The following is a 23267-nucleotide window of genomic DNA, read 5'->3' as shown; positions in this document are numbered from 1 at the left end:
ATTTGGCGTAGATTTGTAGGCCGGATAAGGCGTGAGCCGCCATCCGGCAAGACGGATTACACAAACGGCGCCAGCGGATCGGCAATCTCAAACGCAGCGGCTTTATCGGCCTTCGGCGGGTAGATAAGCTCGCGAGTAATTGACAGCTTCAGTTTCTTCGCCTCGGCACGCGTCAGTTTTACCTGCTGATCCCATCCTTCGGTATAGACCGCTCCCCAGGCGCCCAGGTCCAGACAGGTGACGTAGTTTTCCTGACGATACGGCAGAGGGGCGACGTCCAGCAGGCTGGCTGCGGCGTTATTGCCAGCAAATTTGCCCAGCAGGATCGCATGCTGGCAGGTCATTAACGCGTGATTGCCCTTATCGTCAGTGGCGGCGTAGGCCACATCGCCAGTGGCATAAATATCGTCATAACCCACCACTTGCAGGTTAGCGTTGACGTGCAGACGGCCCTGACGGTCGCGCGGGGCATCAATTTGTGTCGTCAGATCGTTAGCCTGGACACCCACGGTCCAGATAACGGTCTGCGAGGCAATGGTTTGTCCGTCCTTCAGCGTAACGCCAGAGGCATTTACGCTTTCCACGTCGGCGTTTACCCGCCATTCCACACCCAGTTCAGCCGAGGCTTCGACAATAACGTTACGCAATGCGTCGCTGTAACGTGAACCTGGCTGGGGACCGCGTTCTACTACGACTACTCTGGTCTTAGCTTCAGCGCCAAGAATGTCGCGCAGACGACCCGGCAACTCCAGCGCCATCTCAATGCCGGTAAAACCGCCCCCGCAGACGACCACGGTATTACGCGCTTCACTCTCGGGTTGGCTTGCCAGACTCTGCAAATGTTTTTCAAGTACGGCAGCGCTTTCCAGTTGATCCAAATCGAAGGCGTGGGTTTGCGCACCGCTTACCTGCGAGCGGTTTACGTGACTACCACTGGCGAGGACTAAACGGTCATAGCGCTGCAAACGCGTTTCACCGCTGGCATCCGTCCAGCTCACTTCTTTTGAAGCAGGCAGGATCTGGCCAACCGTCCCACGCAGGAAGTTAACGCCGGTGATATCGAACAGAGGCTGAAGCGGGGCAACGAGTGTTTCAACCGCATTTTCATAAAAACGCGGACGGACACGCAGCTCGGGCTGCGGAGCAATGACGGTGACAGCAATATTCGGGTTGGCCTCTTTCTCAAGCAGGCGGGCCGCGCTAAGCGCTGCCCACATCCCCGAAAAACCTGCCCCGACGATCAGAATTTGTTTACGCATGATAGTGTTATCCGGTAGTCACGATGGTTAATTTACTCGGATTTTATTTGTCGTAGTTAAAAGATGCAATGTGATTTCATGTTTTCTGGGAGGTTAGTGGTGAAAAATACATTTATCATATTGAAAGTTAATGAATTAAATATTTTACATCAATGGTTATCTTCTTCTCATCTGGAATACTGATGATGAAAAAGCTACAATAACTCAGAATTATTTTTGCTGAGATAAGAGCATGGCATTCTACAGTTCCGGGGTTGAGTACGGCATTCATAGCCTGATGTGTATGGTGGATAGCAAAGGGGACGCCCGCGATATGAGCGTGCGCGAAATTGCCGATCTGCAAAGCGTGCCCTACGACTATCTGGCCAAAATTTTTACTCGTCTGTCGAAAGCAGGACTGGTGCGTAGCATTGAGGGTAAAGGCGGCGGCTTTCAGCTCGCCAGACCTGCCGAGCACATCACGGTGCTGGATGTGGTTAACGCTATCGACGGTGACAAGCGCATCTTTGAATGTCGGGAGATTCGCCAGCGACTTGCGGTCTTTGAGGAACAACCGCCCGCGTGGGCCTGTGAAGGGATTTGCGGCGTACGCTCGGTGATGGACATGGCGCAGCAGCGCATGGAAGAGGCATTAGGGCAGCATACAATTCTGGATCTGGCGCGCAAAATGTATCGCAAAGCGCCGGAGACCTTTGTGGTTGAAGTGCAGGAATGGATTGTTGCGCGTAAAGGATGACAGCTTCGCTTATCGGGCTGGCTGTAGGCCGGATAAGGCGTGAGCCGTCATCCGGCATAATCCGTCCGTTATTTGGCACCGTCCGGCGTATTAATCATTCGGTTCAGCCATGGCACCATCAACGCCATCACGACCGTGACGGCCAGCGTCACCAGACCGATTTTGCTGAACACGCCGGTATAGATTGGCAATGTCTGTAGCGGGTCGGTCATGTTCTCCGGTACGGCGGTAAAGGTGGCGACATAGCCCCCCAACAGAAACGCGGCGGCCTGCGTCAGGAACCACATCCCGAGGATAAAGCCCATCAGATGCTGCGGCACCAGCGCCGCCACCATTGCCAGTCCCAGCGCGCTAATCAGCAACTCGCCCAGGCTCTGGAACAGATAAACCAGCACGATAAACCACGGCGACGTCAGACCCTGCGCATCGGCAAACCACATCCCTGCCGCGGCGGCGGTCAGAAAGCCCAGCGAGCACAGGAACATCCCGAGGGTAAACTTCATCGGCATCGTCAGGTCTTTACCTTTGCTGCCCAGACGCGTGTAGATAGCCGCCAGTACCGGACTGGCAACCACCACCCAGAACGGGTTAAGCGCCTGGAAGCTCACCGGGTTAAGGGTGAAACCGAGGATCTCATGGTGAACGTTGTTGATGGCAAAGAAATTCAGCGACGTGGGCATCTGCGCATACAGAATGTAAAACAGCACCGCTTCAATCATCAGGATAAACGCTACAAACATCTTGTTGCGCCCGGTTTTATCCAGTTTAAAGGCCTGGCGGAAGAAGATAATCGTCACCACAAGCGACAGAACAATCAGCACCAGGTTGGCGATTTTCACGTTGTGCATCAGCCAGGCGCAGAGGAAGACCATCGCTACGGTGCCAATCAGGACGTACAGCAGATTGCGGAAGCTCATCGGCAGATGGTCTGGCTCGGAACCGATATCTTTCACCATGCCGCGGCAGGCGAAATAGACCAGCAGCGCAACAATCAGCCCCGCTCCGCATAAGTTGTAGGTGACGGCGTAGCCAAACTTATCCGCGATCACCGGCGCCAGCGACAGCGACAGCAGCGAACCGATGTTAATCGACATGTAGAACAGGGTGAAGGCGCCATCCAGACGCGGATCCTTGGGCGGATAGCATTTGGAGAGCAGGCTTGCCGGATTGGCCTTAAACAGACCATTGCCGACGGCAATCGTCCCAAGAGCGATGAAAATGAGGTCCGGTTTGAGCAACGACATTCCCGTCATAAAGTAGCCGAGTGCCAGCACAATCGCACCCAGCACCAGCGTACGTTTGGTGCCGAGCAGGTGGTCGCCAACGTAACCCCCAATGGAGATCAGGCCGTACACCAATGCGGCAAAGGCGCCGAAGGTGATAAACGCCTGCTCCTGCGAGAATCCGAGTTGCTTAACAAAGAAAACCGCCAGGATACCCTGAACGCCGTAATAGCCAAATCGTTCCCATAACTCGACAAAAAAGATCATGAAGAACGGGCGGGGTTGCTGTAGCAAACCCGTAGGTGCAGATGTATTCATATTGCTTCGCCTTTCAATGCCATCCCGAAAAGTATGAACGCGTAATACAAAACGCGCCGAAAAAGTCTGACTCTGTTATAGACTGCGGCTATTAGCCGGTGGTGTAGAGTATTATACAGATTGATTTCATTCTAATCAGTCGATCACACTAATTATGATTGATGGGGGGGGAGGTTGTACTGATCTTGTTCGGGGATAACAGAAACAAAAACGCCCGCAAAGGCGGGCGCTCTGGCATGACCGGGTAATCCGGTTAGATGCGTTTTACTCTTCTTCGTCGCGCAGTGGAACAATCAGCATGTCGACGTGAACGGTGTTGATCAACTGACGTGCGGAGGACATCAGTTTGCTCCAGAAGTCCTGGTGGTGACCGCAAACGACCAGGTCCATGTCGTATTTTTTGATAGCGTCTACCAGCACCTGACCCAGATCGCCACTGCCGCTCAGGGTTTCGGTAATCGGATAGCCTGCGTTAGTGGACAGTTCGGTCAGCGCGTGGTGAGTTTCTTCAGAAATGCGTTTTTGCATATCGCCCAGATTGACGTCAATCAGGCCGGTATAAAGGTCAGAGTAGTTTACATCAACGTGGATCAGGGAAACCTTTGCGTTGTACGGACGTGCCATAGAGACCGCTTTTTCTACCAGAACTTTGCTTTCCGGAGAAAGATCAACCGCGATGAGAATGTGTTTGTAAGCCATAGTATTACTCCTTCCATAAAGTTGTCGATGACCAGCCAGCTAGCGATTTTTCTACCTTTTCATCACTCGCGTCCTGCGAACTGTGCGGTATGTCTACGCGGGGCTAGCTCAGCCGCGATGGATTGTAGAGACTGTCCTTACATTATAGCGACCTGGATAATCCGTCAATCCGCCTTGCTTACCAAATAGTTAAACAAAAAATTTAGATAATTGCATTGATAGTGATTAACCTTCTGGCAAAAAAATTAACTGATCTCCTACACTATTTAGAGAGCCGCTCAGATGATAAGCTCAAAATGAGCGGTTTTTAGTCGTACTTTTTCATTGACTGTCTGGCAGGTTTCGGGGAGCGGTAGTCCCGGGGCGGAGCTCCGTGGGCGGGTCGCCGGGGAGGTCGTATGATAAGCACCGTTGCATTATTCTGGGCATTATGTGTTGTTTGCATTGTGAATATGGCGCGCTATTTCTCGTCTTTACGCGCGCTGCTCGTGGTACTTCGTGGTTGCGATCCTTTGCTCTACCAATATGTCGATGGGGGCGGCTTTTTCACTTCGCACGGCCAACCCAATAAGCAGGTTCGCCTGGTGTGGTATATCTACGCCCAGCGTTACCGCGATCACCATGATGATGAATTCATCCGCCGCTGTGAGCGGGTACGTCGTCAGTTCATTCTGACCAGTGCGCTGTGTGGGCTCGTGGTGGTCAGTCTTATTGCCTTGATGATTTGGCACTGAGCATAAAAAAGCGGGCCAGTTTCCTGACCCGCTTGCTACGGTAATTTTTTTCTCTTTTCGCTTAGATAAGCTTCAGCGAGATCCAGTACAGCGCACCGGACAGCAGGATCGCGGCGGGTAATGTGAACACCCACGCCATCAGAATGCTGGTCACCGTTTTACGTTGCAGACCCCCACCGTCGACAACCATCGTCCCCGCTACGGAGGAGGAGAGAACGTGGGTGGTGGATACCGGCATCCCGGTGTAGCTGGCGAGACCAATAGAGACGGCGGCGGTCATCTGTGCAGACATCCCCTGAGCATAGGTCATGCCTTTCTTACCAATCTTCTCACCGATGGTGGTTGCCACACGGCGCCAGCCGATCATGGTACCAATACCCAGCGCCAGCGCGACCGCCATGATTATCCAGATAGGCGCATACTCAATGGTGCTCAGCATATCGGTTTTCAGTTTCTTCAGCAGACGCTGGTCGTCAGCGCTCACACCCGGCAGCTTCGTCACTTTATCGGTCGTGTCGGAGATGCACAGCATGATGCGACGCAGTTGGCCGCGCTGCTCAACGCTCAACTTGTCATAGCTTTCCACGTTGTTCGACAACATCGCCTTCGCGCGATCCAGCGCGTTAATGGTGTTTGCCGGATGACAGTGGAATTCCGTCGGCTGCGTGGCGGCCGGTTCCGGAGACGGAATCAACTGATCGACGCCCGTCACTTTTTTCAGCAGATCGGGATGCTGCTGGAAGTAGATTTCGACGTTGTTGATAGCATCACGGGTACGGGTAATTTCATAACCCGAGGCATTCATGTTCACCACGAAGCCCGCTGGCGCCACACCAATCAGGACCAGCATAACCAAACCAATGCCTTTCTGACCGTCGTTCGCACCGTGTGAGAAGGCCACGCCGATAGCAGAGAGAATCAGGGCGATACGGGTCCAGAACGGCGGCTTTTTCTTGCCGTCTTTCTTTTCACGTTCAGCAGGAGTGAGGTGAATACGGGCGCGTTTTTTGGTTCCGCTCCAGTAGCGACGCAGAATGAAAATCAGGCCGCCTGCGACCACCAGGCCAACAATGGGCGAGACAATCAGCGAGGCAAAAATGCCCATCACTTTCGGGATGTTGAGTGCGTCCACCACTGACGTGCCGGTCATCAGCGCATTGGTTAAACCGATGCCGATAATCGCGCCAATCAGCGTGTGAGAGCTGGATGCAGGTAAACCAAAGTACCAGGTACCCAGGTTCCAGATGATGGCGGCGAGCAGCATGGAGAACACCATCGCAAGTCCATGCGCAGATCCCATGTTGAGCAGGAGATCGGTAGGTAACATATGCACGATGGCATAGGCTACGCTGAGACCGCCCAGCAGCACACCAAAGAAGTTGAACACCGCAGCCATGACCACCGCAAGCTGCGAGCGCATCGCACGGGTGTAGATCACGGTCGCAACTGCGTTGGCTGTATCATGGAAGCCGTTAATTGCTTCGTAGAACAGCACAAAAGCCAGAGCAAGCAATAATAAAAGCCCGGTATGTAAATCCAGGCCAGCAAACAAATGTAGCATAGGACGTTACGCCATCTTGAGGACATGAACGCGGCGCATTATCAGTGACTTTAGCGGCGCGGGCAAAGTGAAATATAGACTTTTTTTGATTTAACGTCTGAATACAATAGTGCCTATAAAGAATTATCTTATATATTTCATACAAATACTTATTCCTAAGGATTTTCTCGCTGGTGCGACCACTGAGATAACTTTACAATTCACGCCCTGAATTCAGAGAGGAACGTAAAGTGGAAAGGTTTGATGCCATTATTATAGGCGCTGGCGCGGCAGGTATGTTCTGTGCAGCACAGGCAGGACAGGCCGGCAGTCGGGTGCTGCTCATTGATAATGGTAAGAAGCCTGGCCGCAAGATCCTCATGTCCGGTGGGGGCCGCTGCAACTTTACGAACCTTTATGTTGAGCCGGCAGCTTATTTGAGTCAGAACCCCCATTTTTGCAAGTCTGCGCTGGCGCGTTATACCCAGTGGGATTTTATCGATCTCGTCGGTAAGCACGGTATTGCCTGGCATGAAAAAACGCTCGGGCAGCTTTTTTGCGATGATTCCGCACAGCAAATCGTCGATATGCTGGCGGCGGAATGCGAAAAAGGTAATGTAACCCTGCGCTTACGCAGTGAAGTCCTGAGCGTTGCGCAGGATGAAGACGGTTTTATGCTGGAGCTGAACGGGGCCACCGTCGGCGCGAAAAAGCTGGTGATTGCTTCCGGCGGGCTGTCGATGCCGGGTCTGGGCGCGACGCCGTTTGGCTATAAAATTGCCGAGCAGTTTGGCCTGAACGTTCTGCCCACCCGCGCCGGGCTGGTGCCGTTTACCCTACATAAACCGTTGCTGGAGCAGCTTCAGGTGCTCTCTGGCGTTTCCGTCCCGTCGGTTATCACCGCGCAGGACGGCACGGTCTTTCGCGAAAATCTGCTGTTTACCCATCGCGGCCTTTCAGGCCCGGCGGTTTTACAGATTTCCAGCTTCTGGCAGCCCGGTGAATTTGTCAGCATTAATTTATTGCCGGATGTCAGTCTGAATGACGTCTTTGACGAACAACGTCGCGCTCATCCGAATCAAAGCCTGAAGAACACGCTGGCGATGCTGCTGCCGAAGCGTCTGGTGGAGTGCCTGCAACAGCTTGGTCAGATCCCTGACGTCTCGCTCAAACAACTCAACGTTCGTGACCAGCAGACGCTGATTGACACGTTGACCGACTGGCGGGTACAGCCGAATGGCACTGAAGGGTATCGCACGGCGGAAGTGACGCTCGGCGGGGTAGACACCCACGAACTGTCGTCACGTACCATGGAAGCGCGCAAGGTACCGGGTCTCTACTTTATCGGCGAAGTGATGGATGTCACCGGCTGGCTGGGCGGCTACAACTTCCAGTGGGCATGGTCCAGCGCCTGGGCATGTGCGCAGGATTTGGCTGGGGCGTGAATTATTCACCTCGTATATCATTACAAACCATAAGCGAATAGACATCATCCATAATGATGCTAGTATTTCATTGATACTAGCTATGAGTATGCGTGTTTCATTTACGGCCAGGAACGCTGATGATGACAACATTACTACCCGATCTTCGCACCTCTCTGTCATTCACTTTCCTTCACGGCGAGCGTCGTTATGACGCCTGTACGCCGCCCGGCCACTTTCACTTTTTCCTTCTTATCCCGGAGGGAAGATACCGCTGAACGCCCGTTCAGTGGGGTTTTGTGACACGCATTGTTTGATAACAGGGATTATGGCGGGTCGATTATGGACAACATTAAGCGTCATCTGACGTGGTGGGTTTTGGGTGTACTGGTGGTGGTCGCTGCCGGCGTGTGGTGGGTATTACGACCCGCAGGTGTACCGGACGGTTTTGCGGCCAGCAACGGCAGAATCGAGGCGACGGAAGTCGATATCGCGACCAAAATCGCCGGACGTATTGATACCATTCTGGTGAAAGAGGGGCAGTTTGTTCGCCAAGGCGAGGTGCTGGCGAAGATGGATACCCGCGTGTTGCAGGAGCAACGGCTGGAAGCCATCGCGCAAATCAAAGAAGCTGAAAGCGCCGTGGCGGCTGCGCGGGCGCTGCTCGAACAGCGCCAGAGCGAAACCCGCGCCGCCCAGTCGGTGGTGAAACAGCGCGAGGCCGAGCTGGATTCCGTTTCCAAACGTCACGTCCGTTCCCGCTCGCTCTCCCAGCGTGGCGCGGTATCGGCGCAACAACTGGATGACGATCGCGCCGCCGCCGAAAGCGCGCGCGCGGCGCTGGAATCGGCAAAGGCGCAGGTCAGTGCGACGAAAGCGGCAATTGAAGCCGCGCGCACCAGCATTATTCAGGCTCAAACCCGCGTCGACGCGGCACAGGCGACCGAGCGACGGATTGTCGCGGACATCGAAGACAGCGAGCTTAAAGCCCCGCGTGATGGCCGGGTTCAGTATCGTGTGGCGGAACCCGGTGAAGTGCTGGCCGCGGGCGGTCGGGTGCTGAATATGGTCGATCTCAGCGATGTCTACATGACGTTCTTCCTGCCCACCGAACAGGCGGGCCTGCTGAAGATTGGCGGTGAAGCGCGTCTGGTGCTTGATGCCGCGCCGGATCTGCGCATTCCTGCCACCATCAGTTTCGTCGCCAGCGTCGCGCAGTTCACGCCGAAAACCGTCGAAACCAGCGATGAGCGTCTGAAGCTGATGTTTCGCGTCAAGGCGCGCATCCCACCGGAGTTACTCCAGCAGCATCTGGAATACGTCAAAACCGGATTGCCGGGCATGGCGTGGGTACGGCTGAACGAACAGCTTCCCTGGCCTGATTCGCTGGCGGTGAGGTTGCCGCAATGACCCCTCTGGCGCGGGTTCCCGTTCCTCCCGTGGCGCACCTTGACGGCGTGAGTCAGCATTACGGGACCACGGTGGCGCTGAATAACATCACGCTGGATATCCCCGCGCGCTGCATGGTGGGCTTGATTGGCCCCGACGGCGTGGGGAAATCAAGCCTGCTGTCGCTTATCTCCGGCGCGCGGGTGATTGAGCAAGGCAACGTCATGGTTTTGGGCGGCGATATGCGCGACCCGAAGCACCGCCGTGACGTCTGTCCGCGCATTGCCTGGATGCCGCAGGGGCTGGGGAAAAACCTTTACCACACGCTGTCGGTATATGAAAACGTCGATTTCTTTGCCCGTCTGTTTGGGCATGACAAAGCCGAGCGCGAAGCGCGGATTACGGAGTTGCTGAACAGCACGGGCCTGGCTCCGTTTCGCGATCGTCCGGCGGGGAAACTCTCGGGCGGCATGAAACAGAAGCTGGGGCTGTGCTGTGCGCTGATCCATGACCCGGAATTATTGATTCTGGATGAACCGACCACCGGCGTCGATCCCCTGTCTCGTGCCCAGTTCTGGGATCTGATCGACAGCATCCGTCAACGGCAGACCAACATGAGCGTGCTGGTGGCGACGGCGTATATGGAAGAGGCCGAGCGCTTCGACTGGCTGGTGGCGATGAACGCAGGCGAGATACTGGCGACCGGCAGCGCCCAGGAACTCCGCGATAAAACCGCCAGTGAGACGCTGGAGCAGGCGTTTATCGGCCTGTTGCCGGAAACGCAGCGCCAGGCGTATCAGCCGGTGGTGATTCCGCCGTATCACGCGGAACAGGAAGCGATCGCCATTGAGGCGAAAGACCTGACCATGCGTTTTGGCAATTTCGTCGCCGTCGATCACGTCAACTTTCGCATACCGCGTGGGGAGATCTTTGGCTTCCTCGGTTCTAACGGCTGCGGTAAATCGACCACCATGAAGATGCTGACCGGACTGTTGCCTGCCAGTGAAGGCGAGGCCTGGCTGTTTGGTCAACCGGTCGACCCGAAAGATATCGATACCCGCCGCCGGGTGGGCTACATGTCGCAGGCGTTTTCACTGTACAGCGAATTGACGGTTCGACAGAACCTGGAGCTCCACGCGCGACTGTTTCACATCCCGGAAGCGGAGATCCCCCAGCGCGTTCAGGAGATGAGCGAACGTTTTATGCTGGCGGAGGTTGAAGATACGTTGCCCGAGTCGCTCCCGCTCGGCATTCGCCAGCGACTGTCACTGGCGGTGGCGGTGATCCATCGCCCGGAAATGCTGATCCTCGACGAGCCGACTTCCGGCGTCGATCCGGTGGCCAGGGATATGTTCTGGCAACTGATGGTTGATCTGTCGCGTCGGGATAAAGTCACCATTTTTATCTCCACCCACTTTATGAACGAAGCCGAGCGTTGCGACCGCATGTCGCTGATGCACGCCGGTAAAGTGCTCGCCAGCGGTACGCCGCAGGAACTGGTGGAACGGCGCGGGGCCGCCAACCTGGAAGAGGCGTTTATCTCCTGGCTACAGGAGGCGGCGGGGCCCGCGCCAGAAGCCCCGGTGCCGGTGGAAACAAAACACAAAGAGGTGACGCCGCCGCGTCAGGGATTCAGCCTGCGGCGACTGTTCAGCTACAGCCGTCGCGAAGCGCTGGAGCTGCGTCGTGACCCGGTGCGTTCGACGCTGGCGCTACTGGGAACGGTTATTCTGATGCTGATCATGGGCTACGGCATCAGCATGGACGTCGAAAATCTGCGCTTTGCCGTACTCGATCGCGATCAAACCGTCAGCAGCCAGGCATGGTCATTGAATCTGGCGGGCTCACGTTACTTTATTGAACAGCCGCCGCTGACCAGCTATGACGATCTCGACCGGCGGATGCGTTCCGGCGAAGTGGCGGTAGCCATCGAAATCCCCCCCAACTTTGGCCGCGACATTGCGCGCGGGACGCCGGTGGAGATTGGCGTCTGGGTGGATGGCGCCATGCCCAGCCGCGCTGAGACGGTGAAGGGCTACGTGCAGGCGATGCACCAGAGTTGGCTACAGGACGTGGCGAGCCGCCAGCCGATGCCAGTGGCGCAGGGCGGACTCATGACCATTGAAACCCGCTATCGCTATAACCCGGATGTGAAGAGCCTGCCAGCGATTGTTCCGGCGGTGATCCCGCTGCTGCTGATGATGATTCCGTCGATGCTGAGCGCGTTGAGCGTGGTGCGGGAAAAAGAGCTGGGGTCGATCATAAACCTGTACGTGACGCCCACCACCCGCAGCGAGTTTTTGCTCGGTAAGCAGTTGCCGTATATCGCGCTGGGGATGCTCAACTTCCTGCTGCTGTGCGCCCTGTCGGTGTTTGTTTTTGGCGTGCCGCACAAAGGCAGTTTCCTCACGCTCAGTCTGGCGGCGCTGCTGTATGTCATCATCGCTACCGGGATGGGGTTGCTGATCTCCACGTTTATGAAGAGTCAGATTGCGGCGATTTTTGGCACGTCCATCATCACTCTGATCCCGGCGACGCAGTTCTCCGGGATGATCGATCCGGTGGCATCACTGGAAGGGCCGGGGCGGTGGATCGGTGAGATCTACCCCACTAGCCATTTCCTGACGATCGCCCGGGGGACGTTCTCGAAAGCATTAGATCTCACCGATCTCTGGCCGCTGTTTGTGCCGTTGCTGATAGCCATTCCGGTGGTGATGGGGCTGAGCGTGCTGTTGCTGAAAAAACAGGAGGGGTGATGCGCCGATTACGCAATATTTATAATTTAGGCATCAAGGAGTTGCGTAGCCTGCTGGGTGATAAGGCGATGCTGACGCTGATCGTGTTTGCTTTTACCGTCTCGGTGTACTCCTCCGCTACCGTGCTGCCGGGGTCGCTGCATCTCGCGCCAATTGCCATTGCCGATATGGACCAGTCGCAGCTCTCGAATCGTATCGTCAACAGCTTTTACCGCCCGTGGTTTTTACCGCCAGAGATGATCACGGCCGACGAGATGGACGCCGGGCTGGATGCAGGTCGCTATACCTTTGCGGTGAACATTCCGCCCAACTTTCAGCGGGACGTGCTGGCCGGGAGACAGCCGGATATTCAGGTGAACGTTGACGCCACGCGCATGAGTCAGGCGTTCACTGGCAACAGCTACATCCAGAATATCATCAGCGGCGAAGTAAACAGTTTTGTCGCACGTTATCGCGATAACAGCGAGCCGCTGGTTTCGCTGGAGACCCGAATGCGCTTCAACCCGAACCTCGATCCGGCGTGGTTCGGCGGGGTGATGGCGATCATCAATAACATCACCATGCTGGCGATTGTGCTGACCGGTTCGGCGCTGATCCGCGAACGTGAGCACGGCACGGTGGAACACCTGCTGGTGATGCCGATAACGCCGTTTGAGATCATGATGGCGAAGGTCTGGTCGATGGGACTGGTCGTACTGGTGGTCTCGGGACTGTCGCTAATGCTGATGGTAAAAGGGGCGCTCGGCGTGCCGATTGAAGGGTCCATCCCGCTGTTCATGCTGGGTGTGGCGCTGAGCCTGTTCGCCACCACCTCGATCGGCATTTTTATGGGCACGCTGGCGCGCTCTATGCCACAACTGGGTCTGCTGATGATTCTGGTGCTGCTGCCGCTGCAAATGCTTTCCGGCGGCTCCACGCCGCGCGAAAGCATGCCGCAGGCGGTGCAGGACATCATGCTGACTATGCCAACCACGCACTTCGTCAGTCTCGCTCAGGCGATACTCTATCGCGGCGCCGGGTTCAGCATCGTCTGGCCGCAGTTTCTGACGTTACTCGCCATCGGCGGGGCATTCTTCCTGATAGCGCTGCTGCGTTTTCGAAAGACAATTGGCACGATGGCGTAATCAGATGCCGGATGACGGCTACGCCTTATCCGGCCTACGGGAGCGCAAAATCCATGCCTGATAAGCGTAGCACCATCAGGCATGGTTTGCCGGATGGCGGCTGCGCCTTATCCGGCCTACGGGAGTGCAAAATGTAGGCCTGATAAGCGTAGCGCCATCAGGCATGGTTTGCCGGATGACGGCTGCGCCTTATCCGGCCTACGGGAGCGCAAAATCCAGGCCTGATAAGCGAAGCGCCCCCGGCAGTGGTAAGCCGGATGACGGCTGCGCCTTATCCGGCCTACGGGAGCGCAAAATGCAGGCCGGGCAAGCGAAGCGCCCCCGGCAGTGGTAAGCCGGATGATGGCTGCGCCTTATCCGGCCTACGGGAGCACAAATCCAGGCCGGGCAAGCGAAACGCCCCCGGCAGCATCGTTGACGTTTACTCTTCCTTCGGCAAACACTGCAAATGGCCGTGGCGCACGCCGCGCTGGGCGATGACATCATCGGCAAAATGCTGAACATCGCCCATATCGCCTTTCAGGACGGCAATCTCCAGACAGTCGTCATGATTGATATGGACATGCAGTGTGGCAACCGACAAATCATGGTGATGGTGCTGGGTCGACACAATGCGGCTGGCTAAGTCACGCTTCTCATGTTCATACACATAGGAGAGCACCGCAAAGCCCTGAGTGCCGTGCTCCTGGGTGGTTTCCTGCGCCAGCGCGCCGCGCAGAATGTCACGAATCGCTTCGGAGCGGTTGTTGTAACCACGACGCTGGCTCAGGCTGTCCAGCGTTTCCAGTAAATCGTCATCAAGCGTGATGGTGACTCGTTGCATCAGATATCAACCTTACGAAATGGCGCGACGGCGCACGGGGAATGCGGGGAGTACCGCCTTTTGTAGCACACGACCGGCCTCGGAGGAAAAGGTTAATGCCTCTCCTACGGTCCTGGTCTCAACGATCTGCCCGTCCTCCATCACCATCACGCGATGGCAAAAACGCTCCACCAGCCGCAGATCGTGGGTGATAAACAGACAGGCGGTGCCAAACTGCTGCTGCAGTTTTTTGAGCAGACGAATGACGCCCGCCTGCAACACCAGATCAAGATTCGACACCGCTTCATCGAGGATCAACAGCTTCGGTTCCACCACCAGCGCGCGAGCCAGACAGACGCGCTGGAGCTGACCGCCGCTGAGCTGGGGAGGACGTTTATCCAGCAGGTTTTCATCCAGATCCACCGCGTGGAGCATCTCACGAACCCGCGCCAGCTGTTCAGTTTTGGACAGCGAGAGTAAATGACGCATCGGCTCACGCAGGATTTCACAGACGGTTTTACGCGGATTCACCGCGCTGATGGAATCCTGAAAGACCATCTGGATATCGCGGCGAAACGCTTTTTGTCTGGACCGGTTCAGTTTTGCCAGCGGTTCACCGCGCCAGTTCACGCTCCCCTGGCTGGGTGATTCCAGCCCGACCAGCAGGCGTGCCAGCGTACTTTTCCCACAGCCGCTGCGCCCCAACAGGGCAACGGTTTCGCCGCTTTTCAGGTTTAAGGAGACCGCTTTGAGCACCTGCTGATGCTGATGTTTTCCCCCCAGGCTGGTGTGGGCGTAGTGATGAGAGAGGTCAGTGACGCTGAGTAAAGTCATGAGGCTAACTCCATACCGTACAGGGCGAGATGCGCCGACACCAGGCCGCGGGTAATGGCGTGTCCAGGGGCCCTGAACAATGTTTCCACATCGCCCTGTTCGACGATGTTTCCGTTATCCATCACCGCCACGTCGTCGGCCAGTCTCGCGACCACGCCCATGTCATGCGTCACCAACAGCATGCCCGGTGCCCGGCTGTGCATAATGCTTTCCAGCAGATCGAGGATGCGCGCCTGCGCCACCACATCCAGATCGGTAGTTGGCTCATCGGCGACAATAAACGGTGCATCGGACAGGACCGCCATCGCGATCATCATGCGTTGCAGCATGCCGCCGCTCATCTCGAACGGATAAAGTTTCAGTACGCGATCGGCGTGCTCCAGACCAACGGCTTCCAGTGCGCGGATAAGCGTGGCGTCGTCAGCCGGTTTACCCAACGCCTGGCAGGTTTCCCGCGCATGGGTCGCCATCGTATGCAGCGGATTAAACGCGCTGCGCGGGTTTTGCATAATGGTGGCGATTTTGACCCCACGCAGTGAGCAAGGCGACACCGGTTTACCGTCAGCAAGAAGCGTTCCGCTTGTCTGGCGAACGCCTGCGGGTAAAATCCCGAGCGCCGCCGCGCAGGTTAACGACTTGCCGCTGCCGCTGCCGCCCACCAGCGCCAGCACGCGTCCGCGTTTGAGCGCTAACGACACGCCGTGCACCAGCGGGCGATCGGCCTGTAATGCGATGTTTTGCAGTTCAATTTGCTGTGGCATCAGTGGGCGTGCTCCGTGACCAGATGAGGATCCAGGTGATCGCGCAGGGCGTCACCCACCATGTTGAAGGCCATCACGGTGATAAACAGCGCCAGCCCCGGCCAGAACATTTGCAGCGGCTGGGTCCAGATATACTGACGGGCGTCGTTAATCATCACGCCCCATTCCGCCGTGGGGGCCGTTACGCCAAGACCGAGAAATGACATCCCGGCAACGTGTAGCATCATATGACCAATATCCAGGGTGGCCAGCACCAGCAGCGAGGGGATCACCGCCCCGGCCAGATGATCAATAAACACCCTGATGTGACCTGCGCCGGAAAGTCGTGAGGCGAGCACAAATTCGCGCTGGCGCAGGGAGATGACCAGGCTGCGCACCATCCGCGCATACCACGCCCAGTGTGACAGGGCGATGGCGATAATCACGTTGGTGAGTCCGGTGCCTAACACGCCGACCATAAAGAACGACAGGATGGAGGTCGGGAAGGTCATAAACATGTCGGCGACGCGCATGGTGGCCTGATCGACACGTCCGCCCAACAGTCCGGCGCTGCCGCCAACGATAAGCCCCAGCGCCAGCACCAGCAGCAGACAGGCCATCACCGAACCAAGCGACACGCGGGTCGCAGCCAGCAGGCGAGAGAAAATATCGCGTCCCAGATGATCGGTTCCCAGCCAGTGCTGGCTGTCCGGTGCCAGCAGACGCGACGGTAAATCGATCGCCTGCGGATCGTACGGCAGCCACCACTGGCTGGTTAGCGCAATCACCGCCAGCAGGGCGATGACGACCATGGCCAGACGAACCGACCAGCGTGAAGAGAAGAAAAAGTTCACGAGTGCGCTCCTTCATGACGACGAATACGCGGGTCCAGCGCGGCGTTCAGCAGATCAACAATCAGGTTACAGACCACGAAAACCACCACCATCATCAGGGTAAAGCACTGAATCACCGGGTAGTCGCGGTTAAAGATGGCCGAGACGGCATAGCGACCCACACCCGGCCAGGCAAAGATATTCTCGATAATCATCGTCCCGCCAATCAGTTCGCCGATGTGCATTCCGACCGCGGTCACCACCGGCAGCGAAGCGTTACGCAGAATGTGGCGGCGCTCGGTTTGTTTATCGTTCAGCCCGCGCAGGCGCGCCCAGGTGACGTGGCGCTGCCCGGAGACTTCCAGCATGCTGGCGCGCAACAGTCGCGCGTTAATCGCCAGAGACATGAAGGCTATCGACACCGCCGGTAAAATGAGGTGCTGCCAGCCGCCGTAGCCCATCGCGGGTAGCCATTGCAGGTAAACCGAAAAGAACATCACCAGCAGGAAGGCGAGCCAGAAGTTAGGCATCGACACGCCGAGAAAGGCTATCAGCCGCACGACGAAGTCCGGCAGACGATCACGGTGACGCGCGGCCCAGATGCCGAGCGGTACGGAGGTCAGCAGGATCAGCACCAGCGCCGCGCCCGCCAGTTCCAGCGTCGCGGGCAGGAAGTTCAGCATGTCATCCAGCACCGGTCGCTGGGTGGCGAACGAGATGCCAAAGTCCAGATGCAGCGCTTTCCACAGCCAGGTGCCGTACTGCACGACCAGCGGCTGATCAAGCCCCAGCATTACACGGGTTGAGGCCACCATTTCCGGTGTGGGCGGCAGATTCGACAGGCGCAGATAGTCGAGCGCCGGGTCGCCGGTGCCCAGGCGTAACATCAGGAAGATGATCACCGAGGCGGCAAAAATCATCGGAATCAGCAGCAGGATGCGCCGCAGGACATAACGCAACATCAGGGTTTCACCGGTTTAATCTGTTCAAACGGAATTTCAGACGCGATAGGCGCGTACGGAATCGTGCCCAGTTCAGGTCTGGCGACCACCATCATCGAGACATAGCTGATGGGCAGATAGACCGCGTCGTTGTGCAGACGGGTCAGGATGTCTTTGTACAGCGCCTGACGCTGCGTGTCGTCGGTGGTTTCCAGTACTTCGCTAATCTCTTTATCAATCAGTGGTTTGTCGGCTAATCCCTGCTGCGCCTGGTAATCCGCATGGGACGGCACGCGCATCGAACTCATAAAGGCGTGCGGGTCATACGGCGCGCCCCAGGTGCGGTTGAAGATCATACCGAAGCGACCGTCGCGCTGGCGGGCGTAAATGCTGCTCTCTTCTTCGCCTATAAGCGCGACATCGACGCCAATCTGGCGCATATCCGCCTGGATAATTTCCGCCATCGACTTACTCAGCGCATCGGTGCCAATAAATGACAGCTCAATGCGCAGCGGCTGGCCGTTTTTCTCACGAATCGCTTTGCCTGCGGGCAGTATCCAGCCGGCGTTTTCCAGCAGATCTTTCGCCTGTTGCGGGTCGTACTGACGCGGTTTCAGGCCCACGTTGGCATAAGGAACCGTTGGGGCGAACAGCGTATCGGCGACCTGCTGCGTGCCGTACAGCGCATTGTCGATCAACGATTTCTTGTTCACTGCATAGTTCAGCGCTTCACGCACCGCCAGCTCATTGGTCGGCGCGTTGGCTGAGTTGAGCGCCAGCATCACCGTTTCAATCGGCTGAGAAAGCTGGGTGCGGTAGTTCGGGTTCTGACTAAAGCGGGCGAAGGTATCGAGCGGCAACAGCCCTTCGTTGCCGTACAGCAGATCGATGTCGCCGGTTTCAAACGCCACGGCGCGGGTGGTCGGGTCCGGGATCACTTTGACGGTAATCTTTTGAATCTGCGGCTTTTCGCCCCAGTAGCGATCGTTGCGTACCAGCACATCGTACTGATTGAGCTTTGATTCTTTCAGCACCCACGGCCCGGTGCCAATCGGCGCGTTAATGCCGCGCATCGTTTCGTTGTCTTTAAACTGCGACGGCGCAATAAAGCGGAACGGGCGCGGCAGCGCCAGCTCTTGCAGGAACGGGTAATAGGCGCTTTTCAGGGTGATTTGTAGCTGGTTTTTGTCGAGCGCGGTGACGTCGACAATCTGATTGACCAGTTCCAGCCAGGCGTGGCGCTGACGGTTGTCGAGCACCACGCGGAAGTTTTCCGCTGCGGCATGGGCGTCAAACGCTTCGCCATTCGAGAAGGTCACATTATCACGCAGGGTAAAGGTCCAGACCTTGCCATCGGCTGAGTGGGTCCAGCTTTTCGCCAGCCACGGAATGACCGAACCGTCCGCCTGATATTTCACCAGTGGCTCATAGACCATGCTCTGGGCGAACATCTGGTTAGGGGTATACAGATGGGGGTTAAGCGGCCCAACGTTGACCGGCCATGCGGTCGTGATTTCGTCAGTGGCAGCGGCGTGCGTAAGGAATGACGCACAGGCCAGCAGCGCAAAGAGTGTGCGGCGTAGTCTGGACAAAATGGTGATCCCGAATGATTGAGAGAGACGACGTAATGAGTATGACGATTCTAAGGAATCATCATACTTTTGACGTGTTCTGGATCAAGAGAAGGGCGGTCAACCGTGTGAATTATACGAAAATCGTATGGTTGTGATGTCAGACCGTTTCCAGCCATTGCACCGCGTCTGCGGTCAACGTAAAGGGCGTAGGGGTACAGACAGCCAGGCTCAGGTTGTCGAACTGATAATGGCTCAGCGAAAGTCCGGAGGTGAAAGTGCTGTCGACGCTGACGATTTGCCACGCGCTGCCGCCGCGCTGTTTCACAATCGCCTCTTTTTGCGTCCAGATACGCCAGAACGCGGCGAGTTGCCGATCCGGATGTTCCGCTTCCACTTCGGCATGTTCCCCGAGGCTGAAGACCGCGTTTGCCAGCGAGCGCCAGTTGGCGCGCGGGCGGATCACTTCGAGATCGCACCCCACTTCGCCTTCGTCGCTCAGCAGCAGGGCGATGTCGTCACCGCTGTGGCTCAGATTGAACCATAGCGACGTCTCCGGTGAAAACGCGGGTTTCCCCTGTTCACCGTAAACGATCTCTGGCAGCGGTGAGAGGGCATGGGAAAGCAGAACGCGACCCGCCAGCCAGCGCGCGCGTCGCGGACCCTTCGGCGCCAGATCGGATAACGCAGACGGCAAGGCACCTGCGCTGAGTGTCGAGACTTTTCCCAGTACGATCCGATACATGTCAGGACCAACGTTTGATGATGATGGACGTATTGATGCCGCCAAACGCAAAATTGTTGCTCTGCAGGAACTCACAATCAATCTTACGGGCTTCACCCATAATGTAATCCAGCGCGCCACAGTTGGCGTCGGGCTGTTTCAAGTTTAGCGTAGGCGCAAACCAGCCTTCACGCATCATTTGTAAACTCATCCAGGCTTCCAGCGCGCCGCAGGCACCAAGGGTATGCCCAAAATAACTTTTCAGCGAGGAGATTGGCACATTATCGCCATAAATTGCGGCAGTCGCCTGACTTTCCGCAATATCTCCTCGATCGGTCGCCGTACCGTGCGCGGAAATATAGCCGATATCCAGCGCGTTTAACCCTGCCATTTTCAGCGACTGTTCCATGCAAATCTGCATGGTTTCCCGCTGTGGCTGGGTGATATGCGCGGCGTCGCAGTTGGTGGCAAAGCCGATGATTTCGCCGTAAATCGTCGCGCCGCGCGCTTTGGCGTGCTCGAGTTCTTCAAGGATCAGCGTCCCGGCGCCTTCGCCAATCACCAGCCCATCACGCTGTTCATCGAACGGCGACGGTGTGGTTTTCGGTTGATCGTTGCGCTGGCTGGTGGCGAACAGGGTATCAAAGACCGCGGCTTCTGAGGGACACAGTTCTTCCGCGCCGCCGGCCACCATCACGGTTTGATAACCGTGGCGAATCGCTTCCCACGCGTAGCCAATCGCCTGGCTGCCGGACGTACAGGCGCTGGACGTGGGGATCACGCGCCCGCGCAGGCCGAAAAACAGTCCGGTGTTGACGGCGGTGGTGTGCGGCATCATCTGCACATAGGTGGTGCCAGTGATGTTATTGGTATGCTTTTCGGTCAGCATGGTGGCAAATTCGCTCACCGGGCCGGTGCTGCCGGTGGATGAACCATACGCGATACCGGTCTCCCCGTTGGTGAGCACCTCATCGCCGAGCAGCCCTGCCTGTTCGAGCGCCAGTTCCGTGGCGCGGGTGGACATCAACGACACGCGACCCATCGCGCGGATGCGCTTACGGGTGTAATGCTCCGGCAACGTAAAGTCATCGATCGGCGCACCCAGCAGGGTATGCAGCCCGTCATAAACCTGCCACTCCGGCATTTTGCGTACGGCGTTTTCATAGGTCCGCAGTCTGGCGGAAACGTCCTGCCAGTTTTCCCCAAAGGCGGTGATGCCACCCATGCCCGTAATCACTACGCGACGTGTCATAACATCCCTCCATTGATGGAAATCACCTGACGGGTGACGTAGCTCGCCACATCCGACATCAAATAGCTGGCAAGCCCGGCGACTTCGTCCGCCTGACCCATGCGTTTCATCGGGATCATCGCCATCGCTTCTTTCAGCGCGGTCTCTTCCATGTCGATCATGCCGGTGTCGATAAGCCCCGGCGCGATGCAGTTGACGGTAATTTTGCGTTTCGCAAGTTCAATGGCCAGCGCTTTGGTGGCGCCGATAATCCCGGCTTTGGCGGCGCTGTAGTTCACCTGCCCACGATTGCCCATCACGCCGGACACCGACGACAGGGTGATGACCCGACCGCCCTGGCGCGCGCCAATCATCGGCATGATGCACGGCTGAATGACGTTATAAAAACTGTCGAGGTTAGTGTGGATAACCGTGTCCCAGTCGCTGTCGCTCAGCGCCGGGAAGGCGGCATCGCGGGTAACGCCTGCATTGCTGACCACGCCGTACCACGCGCCATGTTCCTCGATATCCTGCTCCAGCACCTCGCGACACTGCTCGCGGTTCGCCACGTCGAAACTGAGCAGACGCCCTGCGCCGCCGACGGCGAGAATGGCATCCAGCGTCTCCTGCGCGCCCTGCGCATCACGGTGATAGTGGACGCCGACCACAAAGCCGTCCGCCGCCAACTGGCGGGCGATAGCGCGACCGATCCCCTTGCTGGCGCCGGTAACCAAAACTGAACGACTCATGCGGACGCTCCTTGTTGAAATAGAGAATGAAGTTCTTCTGCCGACGGCTGGAAGGTATTGACGCGGCCTGTCGCCAGCGTCTCCTGGTCGGCGGTAATGGCACATTCGAAGCTGCCGAAACGCTCGTCCTGCATCAGCAACGTGACGGTAATCGATAAGGTTCGTCCTGCGGGCAGAACGCCTGCGGCGCAGATCAGTTCGCGCGCGCCGAGCACCATCCCGAGTGAAATCGCATCCTGACCCTGCTGGTGGCGGTGCCAGCCGGACCAGACGCCGACGGTCTGCGCCATCAGCTCCAGTGCGAACCAGCCGGGTAAATGGCCCTGCGAGTCAAGAAATGGCCCAAGAATGCCACCGCTTGTCACGGTGACACGACAGACGGCGGTGTCTTCGCGCACGCTGATAACCTCGTCCAGCAGCAGCATGGGCGCGTCGTGCGGCAGGTATTCGCCGGGTGATAAATAGTGGCTCATGACATTCTCCCGAGCAGAATACTGGCGTTATTGCCGCCAAAGGCGAATGAATTTGACAAGATAAACGGGCGTTCAAGCGGTTGCGGTTGCTCGATGATGCCGCAGGGCGGCAGCGTCGGATCGCGCGGCGACAGGCTGAAGTCCTGCGTCGGCAGCAGTAAGTCACGCTGCAGAATCAGCATACTGAGCGCCGCTTCGGTTACCCCCGCCGCGCCCAGCGTGTGGCCGGTCAGGTGTTTGGTTGAACTGCACGGGACGCGCTCGCCAAACAGCGCGTTAACCACCCTGGATTCAATCTGGTCGTTAAGCGGCGTGGCGGTGCCATGCAGATTGATGTAGCCCACCTGTTCAGGTGCGATACCGGCATCGTCCAGCGCTTGTTGGATAGCGCGAATGGCCCCCACGCCTTCCGGATGCGGGGCCGAAATATGGTGCGCGTCGCTGGATTCTCCCACGCCCAGCAGCGCGATGGGCTGCGGCTCGCGGGTCAGTAGCATCAGCGCCGCGCCTTCACCAATGGTAATACCACGGCGGTCACGGCCAAATGGCAGACAGCGCGTCGGCGAGAGCGACTCCAGACTGTGGAAGCCGTTGATCGGCATCCGGCTCAGGGTATCTGCGCCGCCGACGATGGCGACGTCCGCCAGACCCGACTCAATCAAGCGGCGTCCGCTGATCATCGCGCGGGCGCTGGAGGAGCAGGCGGTGGAAAGGGTGAACGCCGGCCCGTCCAGCGTCAGCCAGTGGCTGAGAAAGCGCGACGGGTCGCCCAGCTCCTGTTGCGGATACTGCCAGTGACGGCTCTCTTCACCGTTCAGCGTCAGGTTAACGTGCCGGTCGCCCTCGTCCAGACCGGATGTGCTGGTGCCGAGCACCACTGCAACCCGACTGCGACCATAGCGCGCAATGGCCTCATCAACCTGCGGCTGGATCTGCCCGAGCGCGGCCAGCAGCAGCTGATTGTTGCGCGAACGGTGGGCGCTAAAGTCGTCGGGAATGGCGGGCAGTTCGCCGTCTACGCCTGCGAGCACCGCGTGAGGATGCCCCTGTAACCAGCCGGCGCGCGGGCGCATACCGGGCGCCACGCCGCGCGTCAGGTTGGCGGCGATCTCATCGGTGTCGTTGCCCAGCGCGTTAATCATGCCCACCGCAGAAATGTAAATCATA

At 57.4% G+C, this 23267-nt stretch carries 22 protein-coding genes; 7 read left to right on the top strand and 15 right to left on the bottom strand.

Going from position 1 to position 23267, the window contains the following annotated elements:
* Window positions 1–56: 56 nt before the first annotated feature.
* A complete protein-coding gene (locus tag F384_RS19015; RefSeq protein WP_046491866.1) occupies window positions 57–1259 on the bottom strand; it encodes an NAD(P)/FAD-dependent oxidoreductase in 1203 nt (400 codons plus the stop codon).
* Window positions 1260–1491: 232 nt separating this feature from the next.
* On the opposite strand from F384_RS19015, the gene F384_RS19010 reads away from it, so the two are divergent.
* A complete protein-coding gene (locus tag F384_RS19010; RefSeq protein WP_046491864.1) occupies window positions 1492–1995 on the top strand; it encodes an RrF2 family transcriptional regulator in 504 nt (167 codons plus the stop codon).
* 68 nt (window positions 1996–2063) lie between these two features.
* Here the strand turns inward: F384_RS19010 and dtpB are convergent, their stop codons facing one another.
* Together dtpB and uspA are read right to left on the bottom strand one after the other, a co-directional pair.
* Window positions 2064–3536 carry a dipeptide/tripeptide permease DtpB gene (gene dtpB, locus F384_RS19005; protein WP_046491862.1) on the bottom strand — a complete coding sequence of 491 codons (1473 nt, stop codon included), beginning with the start codon at window positions 3534–3536 and terminating at the stop codon, window positions 2064–2066.
* A gap of 264 nt (window positions 3537–3800) precedes the next feature.
* Window positions 3801–4235: a universal stress protein UspA gene (gene uspA, locus F384_RS19000; RefSeq protein WP_000323571.1), complete on the bottom strand. Its 435-nt coding sequence runs from the start codon at window positions 4233–4235 to the stop codon at window positions 3801–3803.
* 398 nt (window positions 4236–4633) lie between these two features.
* On the opposite strand from uspA, the gene uspB reads away from it, so the two are divergent.
* On the top strand, window positions 4634–4969 hold the full coding sequence (uspB, locus tag F384_RS18995; protein WP_042323109.1) for a universal stress protein UspB: 336 nt from the start codon (window positions 4634–4636) through the stop codon (window positions 4967–4969).
* A 61-nt stretch (window positions 4970–5030) separates the two neighbouring features.
* Here the strand turns inward: uspB and pitA are convergent, their stop codons facing one another.
* Window positions 5031–6530 carry an inorganic phosphate transporter PitA gene (gene pitA, locus F384_RS18990; RefSeq protein ID WP_046491690.1) on the bottom strand — a complete coding sequence of 500 codons (1500 nt, stop codon included), beginning with the start codon at window positions 6528–6530 and terminating at the stop codon, window positions 5031–5033.
* A 230-nt stretch (window positions 6531–6760) separates the two neighbouring features.
* Between pitA and F384_RS18985 the strand changes: the two genes are divergently transcribed.
* The 5 genes from F384_RS18985 to F384_RS18970 all read left to right on the top strand — a co-directional run bounded on the left by F384_RS18985 (window position 6761) and on the right by F384_RS18970 (window position 13202).
* A complete protein-coding gene (locus F384_RS18985; RefSeq protein WP_046491687.1) occupies window positions 6761–7954 on the top strand; it encodes an NAD(P)/FAD-dependent oxidoreductase in 1194 nt (397 codons plus the stop codon).
* A 119-nt stretch (window positions 7955–8073) separates the two neighbouring features.
* Window positions 8074–8211, top strand: coding sequence for a hypothetical protein (locus F384_RS30000; RefSeq protein WP_155404021.1), 138 nt, complete (start codon window positions 8074–8076; stop codon window positions 8209–8211).
* A 64-nt stretch (window positions 8212–8275) separates the two neighbouring features.
* Window positions 8276–9343, top strand: a complete 1068-nt coding sequence (locus tag F384_RS18980) for an HlyD family secretion protein (RefSeq protein WP_046491684.1) — start codon at window positions 8276–8278, stop codon at window positions 9341–9343.
* The gene (rbbA, locus tag F384_RS18975; RefSeq protein ID WP_046491682.1) at window positions 9340–12078 is read left to right on the top strand and encodes a ribosome-associated ATPase/putative transporter RbbA; all 2739 of its coding nucleotides are present in this window, start codon (window positions 9340–9342) and stop codon (window positions 12076–12078) included. Before F384_RS18980 ends, rbbA begins: the two co-directional genes overlap by 4 nt.
* Window positions 12078–13202: an ABC transporter permease gene (locus tag F384_RS18970; RefSeq protein WP_046491680.1), complete on the top strand. Its 1125-nt coding sequence runs from the start codon at window positions 12078–12080 to the stop codon at window positions 13200–13202. Before rbbA ends, F384_RS18970 begins: the two co-directional genes overlap by 1 nt.
* A gap of 421 nt (window positions 13203–13623) precedes the next feature.
* Here F384_RS18970 and nikR read toward each other — a convergent pair whose 3' ends face one another.
* The 11 genes from nikR to F384_RS18915 all read right to left on the bottom strand — a co-directional run bounded on the left by nikR (window position 13624) and on the right by F384_RS18915 (window position 23266).
* A complete protein-coding gene (gene nikR / locus F384_RS18965; protein WP_042323093.1) occupies window positions 13624–14025 on the bottom strand; it encodes a nickel-responsive transcriptional regulator NikR in 402 nt (133 codons plus the stop codon).
* Window positions 14026–14037: 12 nt separating this feature from the next.
* Entirely contained in the window at window positions 14038–14838 is an 801-nt protein-coding gene (gene nikE / locus F384_RS18960; protein WP_046491678.1) for a nickel import ATP-binding protein NikE, read from the bottom strand.
* Window positions 14835–15599, bottom strand: coding sequence for a nickel import ATP-binding protein NikD (gene nikD, locus F384_RS18955; RefSeq protein WP_046491676.1), 765 nt, complete (start codon window positions 15597–15599; stop codon window positions 14835–14837). The genes nikE and nikD overlap by 4 nt, the downstream gene beginning before the upstream one ends.
* Complete coding sequence (gene nikC, locus F384_RS18950) at window positions 15599–16432, bottom strand: nickel ABC transporter permease subunit NikC (protein WP_046491674.1); 834 nt, start codon at window positions 16430–16432, stop codon at window positions 15599–15601. Before nikC ends, nikD begins: the two co-directional genes overlap by 1 nt.
* Entirely contained in the window at window positions 16429–17373 is a 945-nt protein-coding gene (nikB, locus tag F384_RS18945; protein WP_046491672.1) for a nickel ABC transporter permease subunit NikB, read from the bottom strand. The genes nikC and nikB overlap by 4 nt, the downstream gene beginning before the upstream one ends.
* Window positions 17373–18947 (bottom strand): nickel ABC transporter substrate-binding protein, encoded by a 1575-nt coding sequence (nikA, locus tag F384_RS18940; protein WP_046491669.1) that lies wholly within the window; start codon window positions 18945–18947, stop codon window positions 17373–17375. Before nikA ends, nikB begins: the two co-directional genes overlap by 1 nt.
* Before the next feature lie 136 nt (window positions 18948–19083).
* A complete protein-coding gene (gene acpT, locus F384_RS18935) occupies window positions 19084–19668 on the bottom strand; it encodes a 4'-phosphopantetheinyl transferase AcpT (protein WP_046491667.1) in 585 nt (194 codons plus the stop codon).
* Between the two features lies 1 nt (window position 19669).
* The gene (locus tag F384_RS18930) at window positions 19670–20899 is read right to left on the bottom strand and encodes a beta-ketoacyl-ACP synthase (protein ID WP_046491665.1); all 1230 of its coding nucleotides are present in this window, start codon (window positions 20897–20899) and stop codon (window positions 19670–19672) included.
* Window positions 20896–21627, bottom strand: coding sequence for a 3-ketoacyl-ACP reductase FabG2 (locus tag F384_RS18925; RefSeq protein WP_046491663.1), 732 nt, complete (start codon window positions 21625–21627; stop codon window positions 20896–20898). Before F384_RS18925 ends, F384_RS18930 begins: the two co-directional genes overlap by 4 nt.
* Entirely contained in the window at window positions 21624–22100 is a 477-nt protein-coding gene (locus F384_RS18920; protein ID WP_046491661.1) for a 3-hydroxy-fatty acyl-ACP dehydratase, read from the bottom strand. Before F384_RS18920 ends, F384_RS18925 begins: the two co-directional genes overlap by 4 nt.
* A complete protein-coding gene (locus tag F384_RS18915; RefSeq protein ID WP_046491659.1) occupies window positions 22097–23266 on the bottom strand; it encodes a beta-ketoacyl-[acyl-carrier-protein] synthase family protein in 1170 nt (389 codons plus the stop codon). Before F384_RS18915 ends, F384_RS18920 begins: the two co-directional genes overlap by 4 nt.
* Window position 23267 lies beyond the last annotated feature (1 nt).

Origin of the sequence: Citrobacter amalonaticus Y19, from assembly GCF_000981805.1 — a bacterium.
GTDB classification, from domain to species: domain Bacteria; phylum Pseudomonadota; class Gammaproteobacteria; order Enterobacterales; family Enterobacteriaceae; genus Citrobacter_A; species Citrobacter_A amalonaticus_C.
The sequence above is the reverse complement of the archived record's forward strand: the minus strand, read 5'-3'. Positions and strand labels throughout refer to the sequence as shown.

Coding starts and splice junctions, on each gene's coding strand:
- F384_RS19015 (WP_046491866.1), bottom strand. CDS start 1,259: ATGCGTAAACAAATTCTGATCGTCGGGGCAGGTTTTTCGGGGATGTGG.
- F384_RS19010 (WP_046491864.1), top strand. CDS start 1,492: ATGGCATTCTACAGTTCCGGGGTTGAGTACGGCATTCATAGCCTGATG.
- dtpB (WP_046491862.1), bottom strand. CDS start 3,536: ATGAATACATCTGCACCTACGGGTTTGCTACAGCAACCCCGCCCGTTC.
- uspA (WP_000323571.1), bottom strand. CDS start 4,235: ATGGCTTACAAACACATTCTCATCGCGGTTGATCTTTCTCCGGAAAGC.
- uspB (WP_042323109.1), top strand. CDS start 4,634: ATGATAAGCACCGTTGCATTATTCTGGGCATTATGTGTTGTTTGCATT.
- pitA (WP_046491690.1), bottom strand. CDS start 6,530: ATGCTACATTTGTTTGCTGGCCTGGATTTACATACCGGGCTTTTATTA.
- F384_RS30000 (WP_155404021.1), top strand. CDS start 8,074: ATGATGACAACATTACTACCCGATCTTCGCACCTCTCTGTCATTCACT.
- F384_RS18980 (WP_046491684.1), top strand. CDS start 8,276: ATGGACAACATTAAGCGTCATCTGACGTGGTGGGTTTTGGGTGTACTG.
- rbbA (WP_046491682.1), top strand. CDS start 9,340: ATGACCCCTCTGGCGCGGGTTCCCGTTCCTCCCGTGGCGCACCTTGAC.
- F384_RS18970 (WP_046491680.1), top strand. CDS start 12,078: ATGCGCCGATTACGCAATATTTATAATTTAGGCATCAAGGAGTTGCGT.
- nikR (WP_042323093.1), bottom strand. CDS start 14,025: ATGCAACGAGTCACCATCACGCTTGATGACGATTTACTGGAAACGCTG.
- nikE (WP_046491678.1), bottom strand. CDS start 14,838: ATGACTTTACTCAGCGTCACTGACCTCTCTCATCACTACGCCCACACC.
- nikD (WP_046491676.1), bottom strand. CDS start 15,599: ATGCCACAGCAAATTGAACTGCAAAACATCGCATTACAGGCCGATCGC.
- nikB (WP_046491672.1), bottom strand. CDS start 17,373: ATGTTGCGTTATGTCCTGCGGCGCATCCTGCTGCTGATTCCGATGATT.
- acpT (WP_046491667.1), bottom strand. CDS start 19,668: ATGTATCGGATCGTACTGGGAAAAGTCTCGACACTCAGCGCAGGTGCC.
- F384_RS18930 (WP_046491665.1), bottom strand. CDS start 20,899: ATGACACGTCGCGTAGTGATTACGGGCATGGGTGGCATCACCGCCTTT.
- F384_RS18925 (WP_046491663.1), bottom strand. CDS start 21,627: ATGAGTCGTTCAGTTTTGGTTACCGGCGCCAGCAAGGGGATCGGTCGC.
- F384_RS18920 (WP_046491661.1), bottom strand. CDS start 22,100: ATGAGCCACTATTTATCACCCGGCGAATACCTGCCGCACGACGCGCCC.
- F384_RS18915 (WP_046491659.1), bottom strand. CDS start 23,266: ATGATTTACATTTCTGCGGTGGGCATGATTAACGCGCTGGGCAACGAC.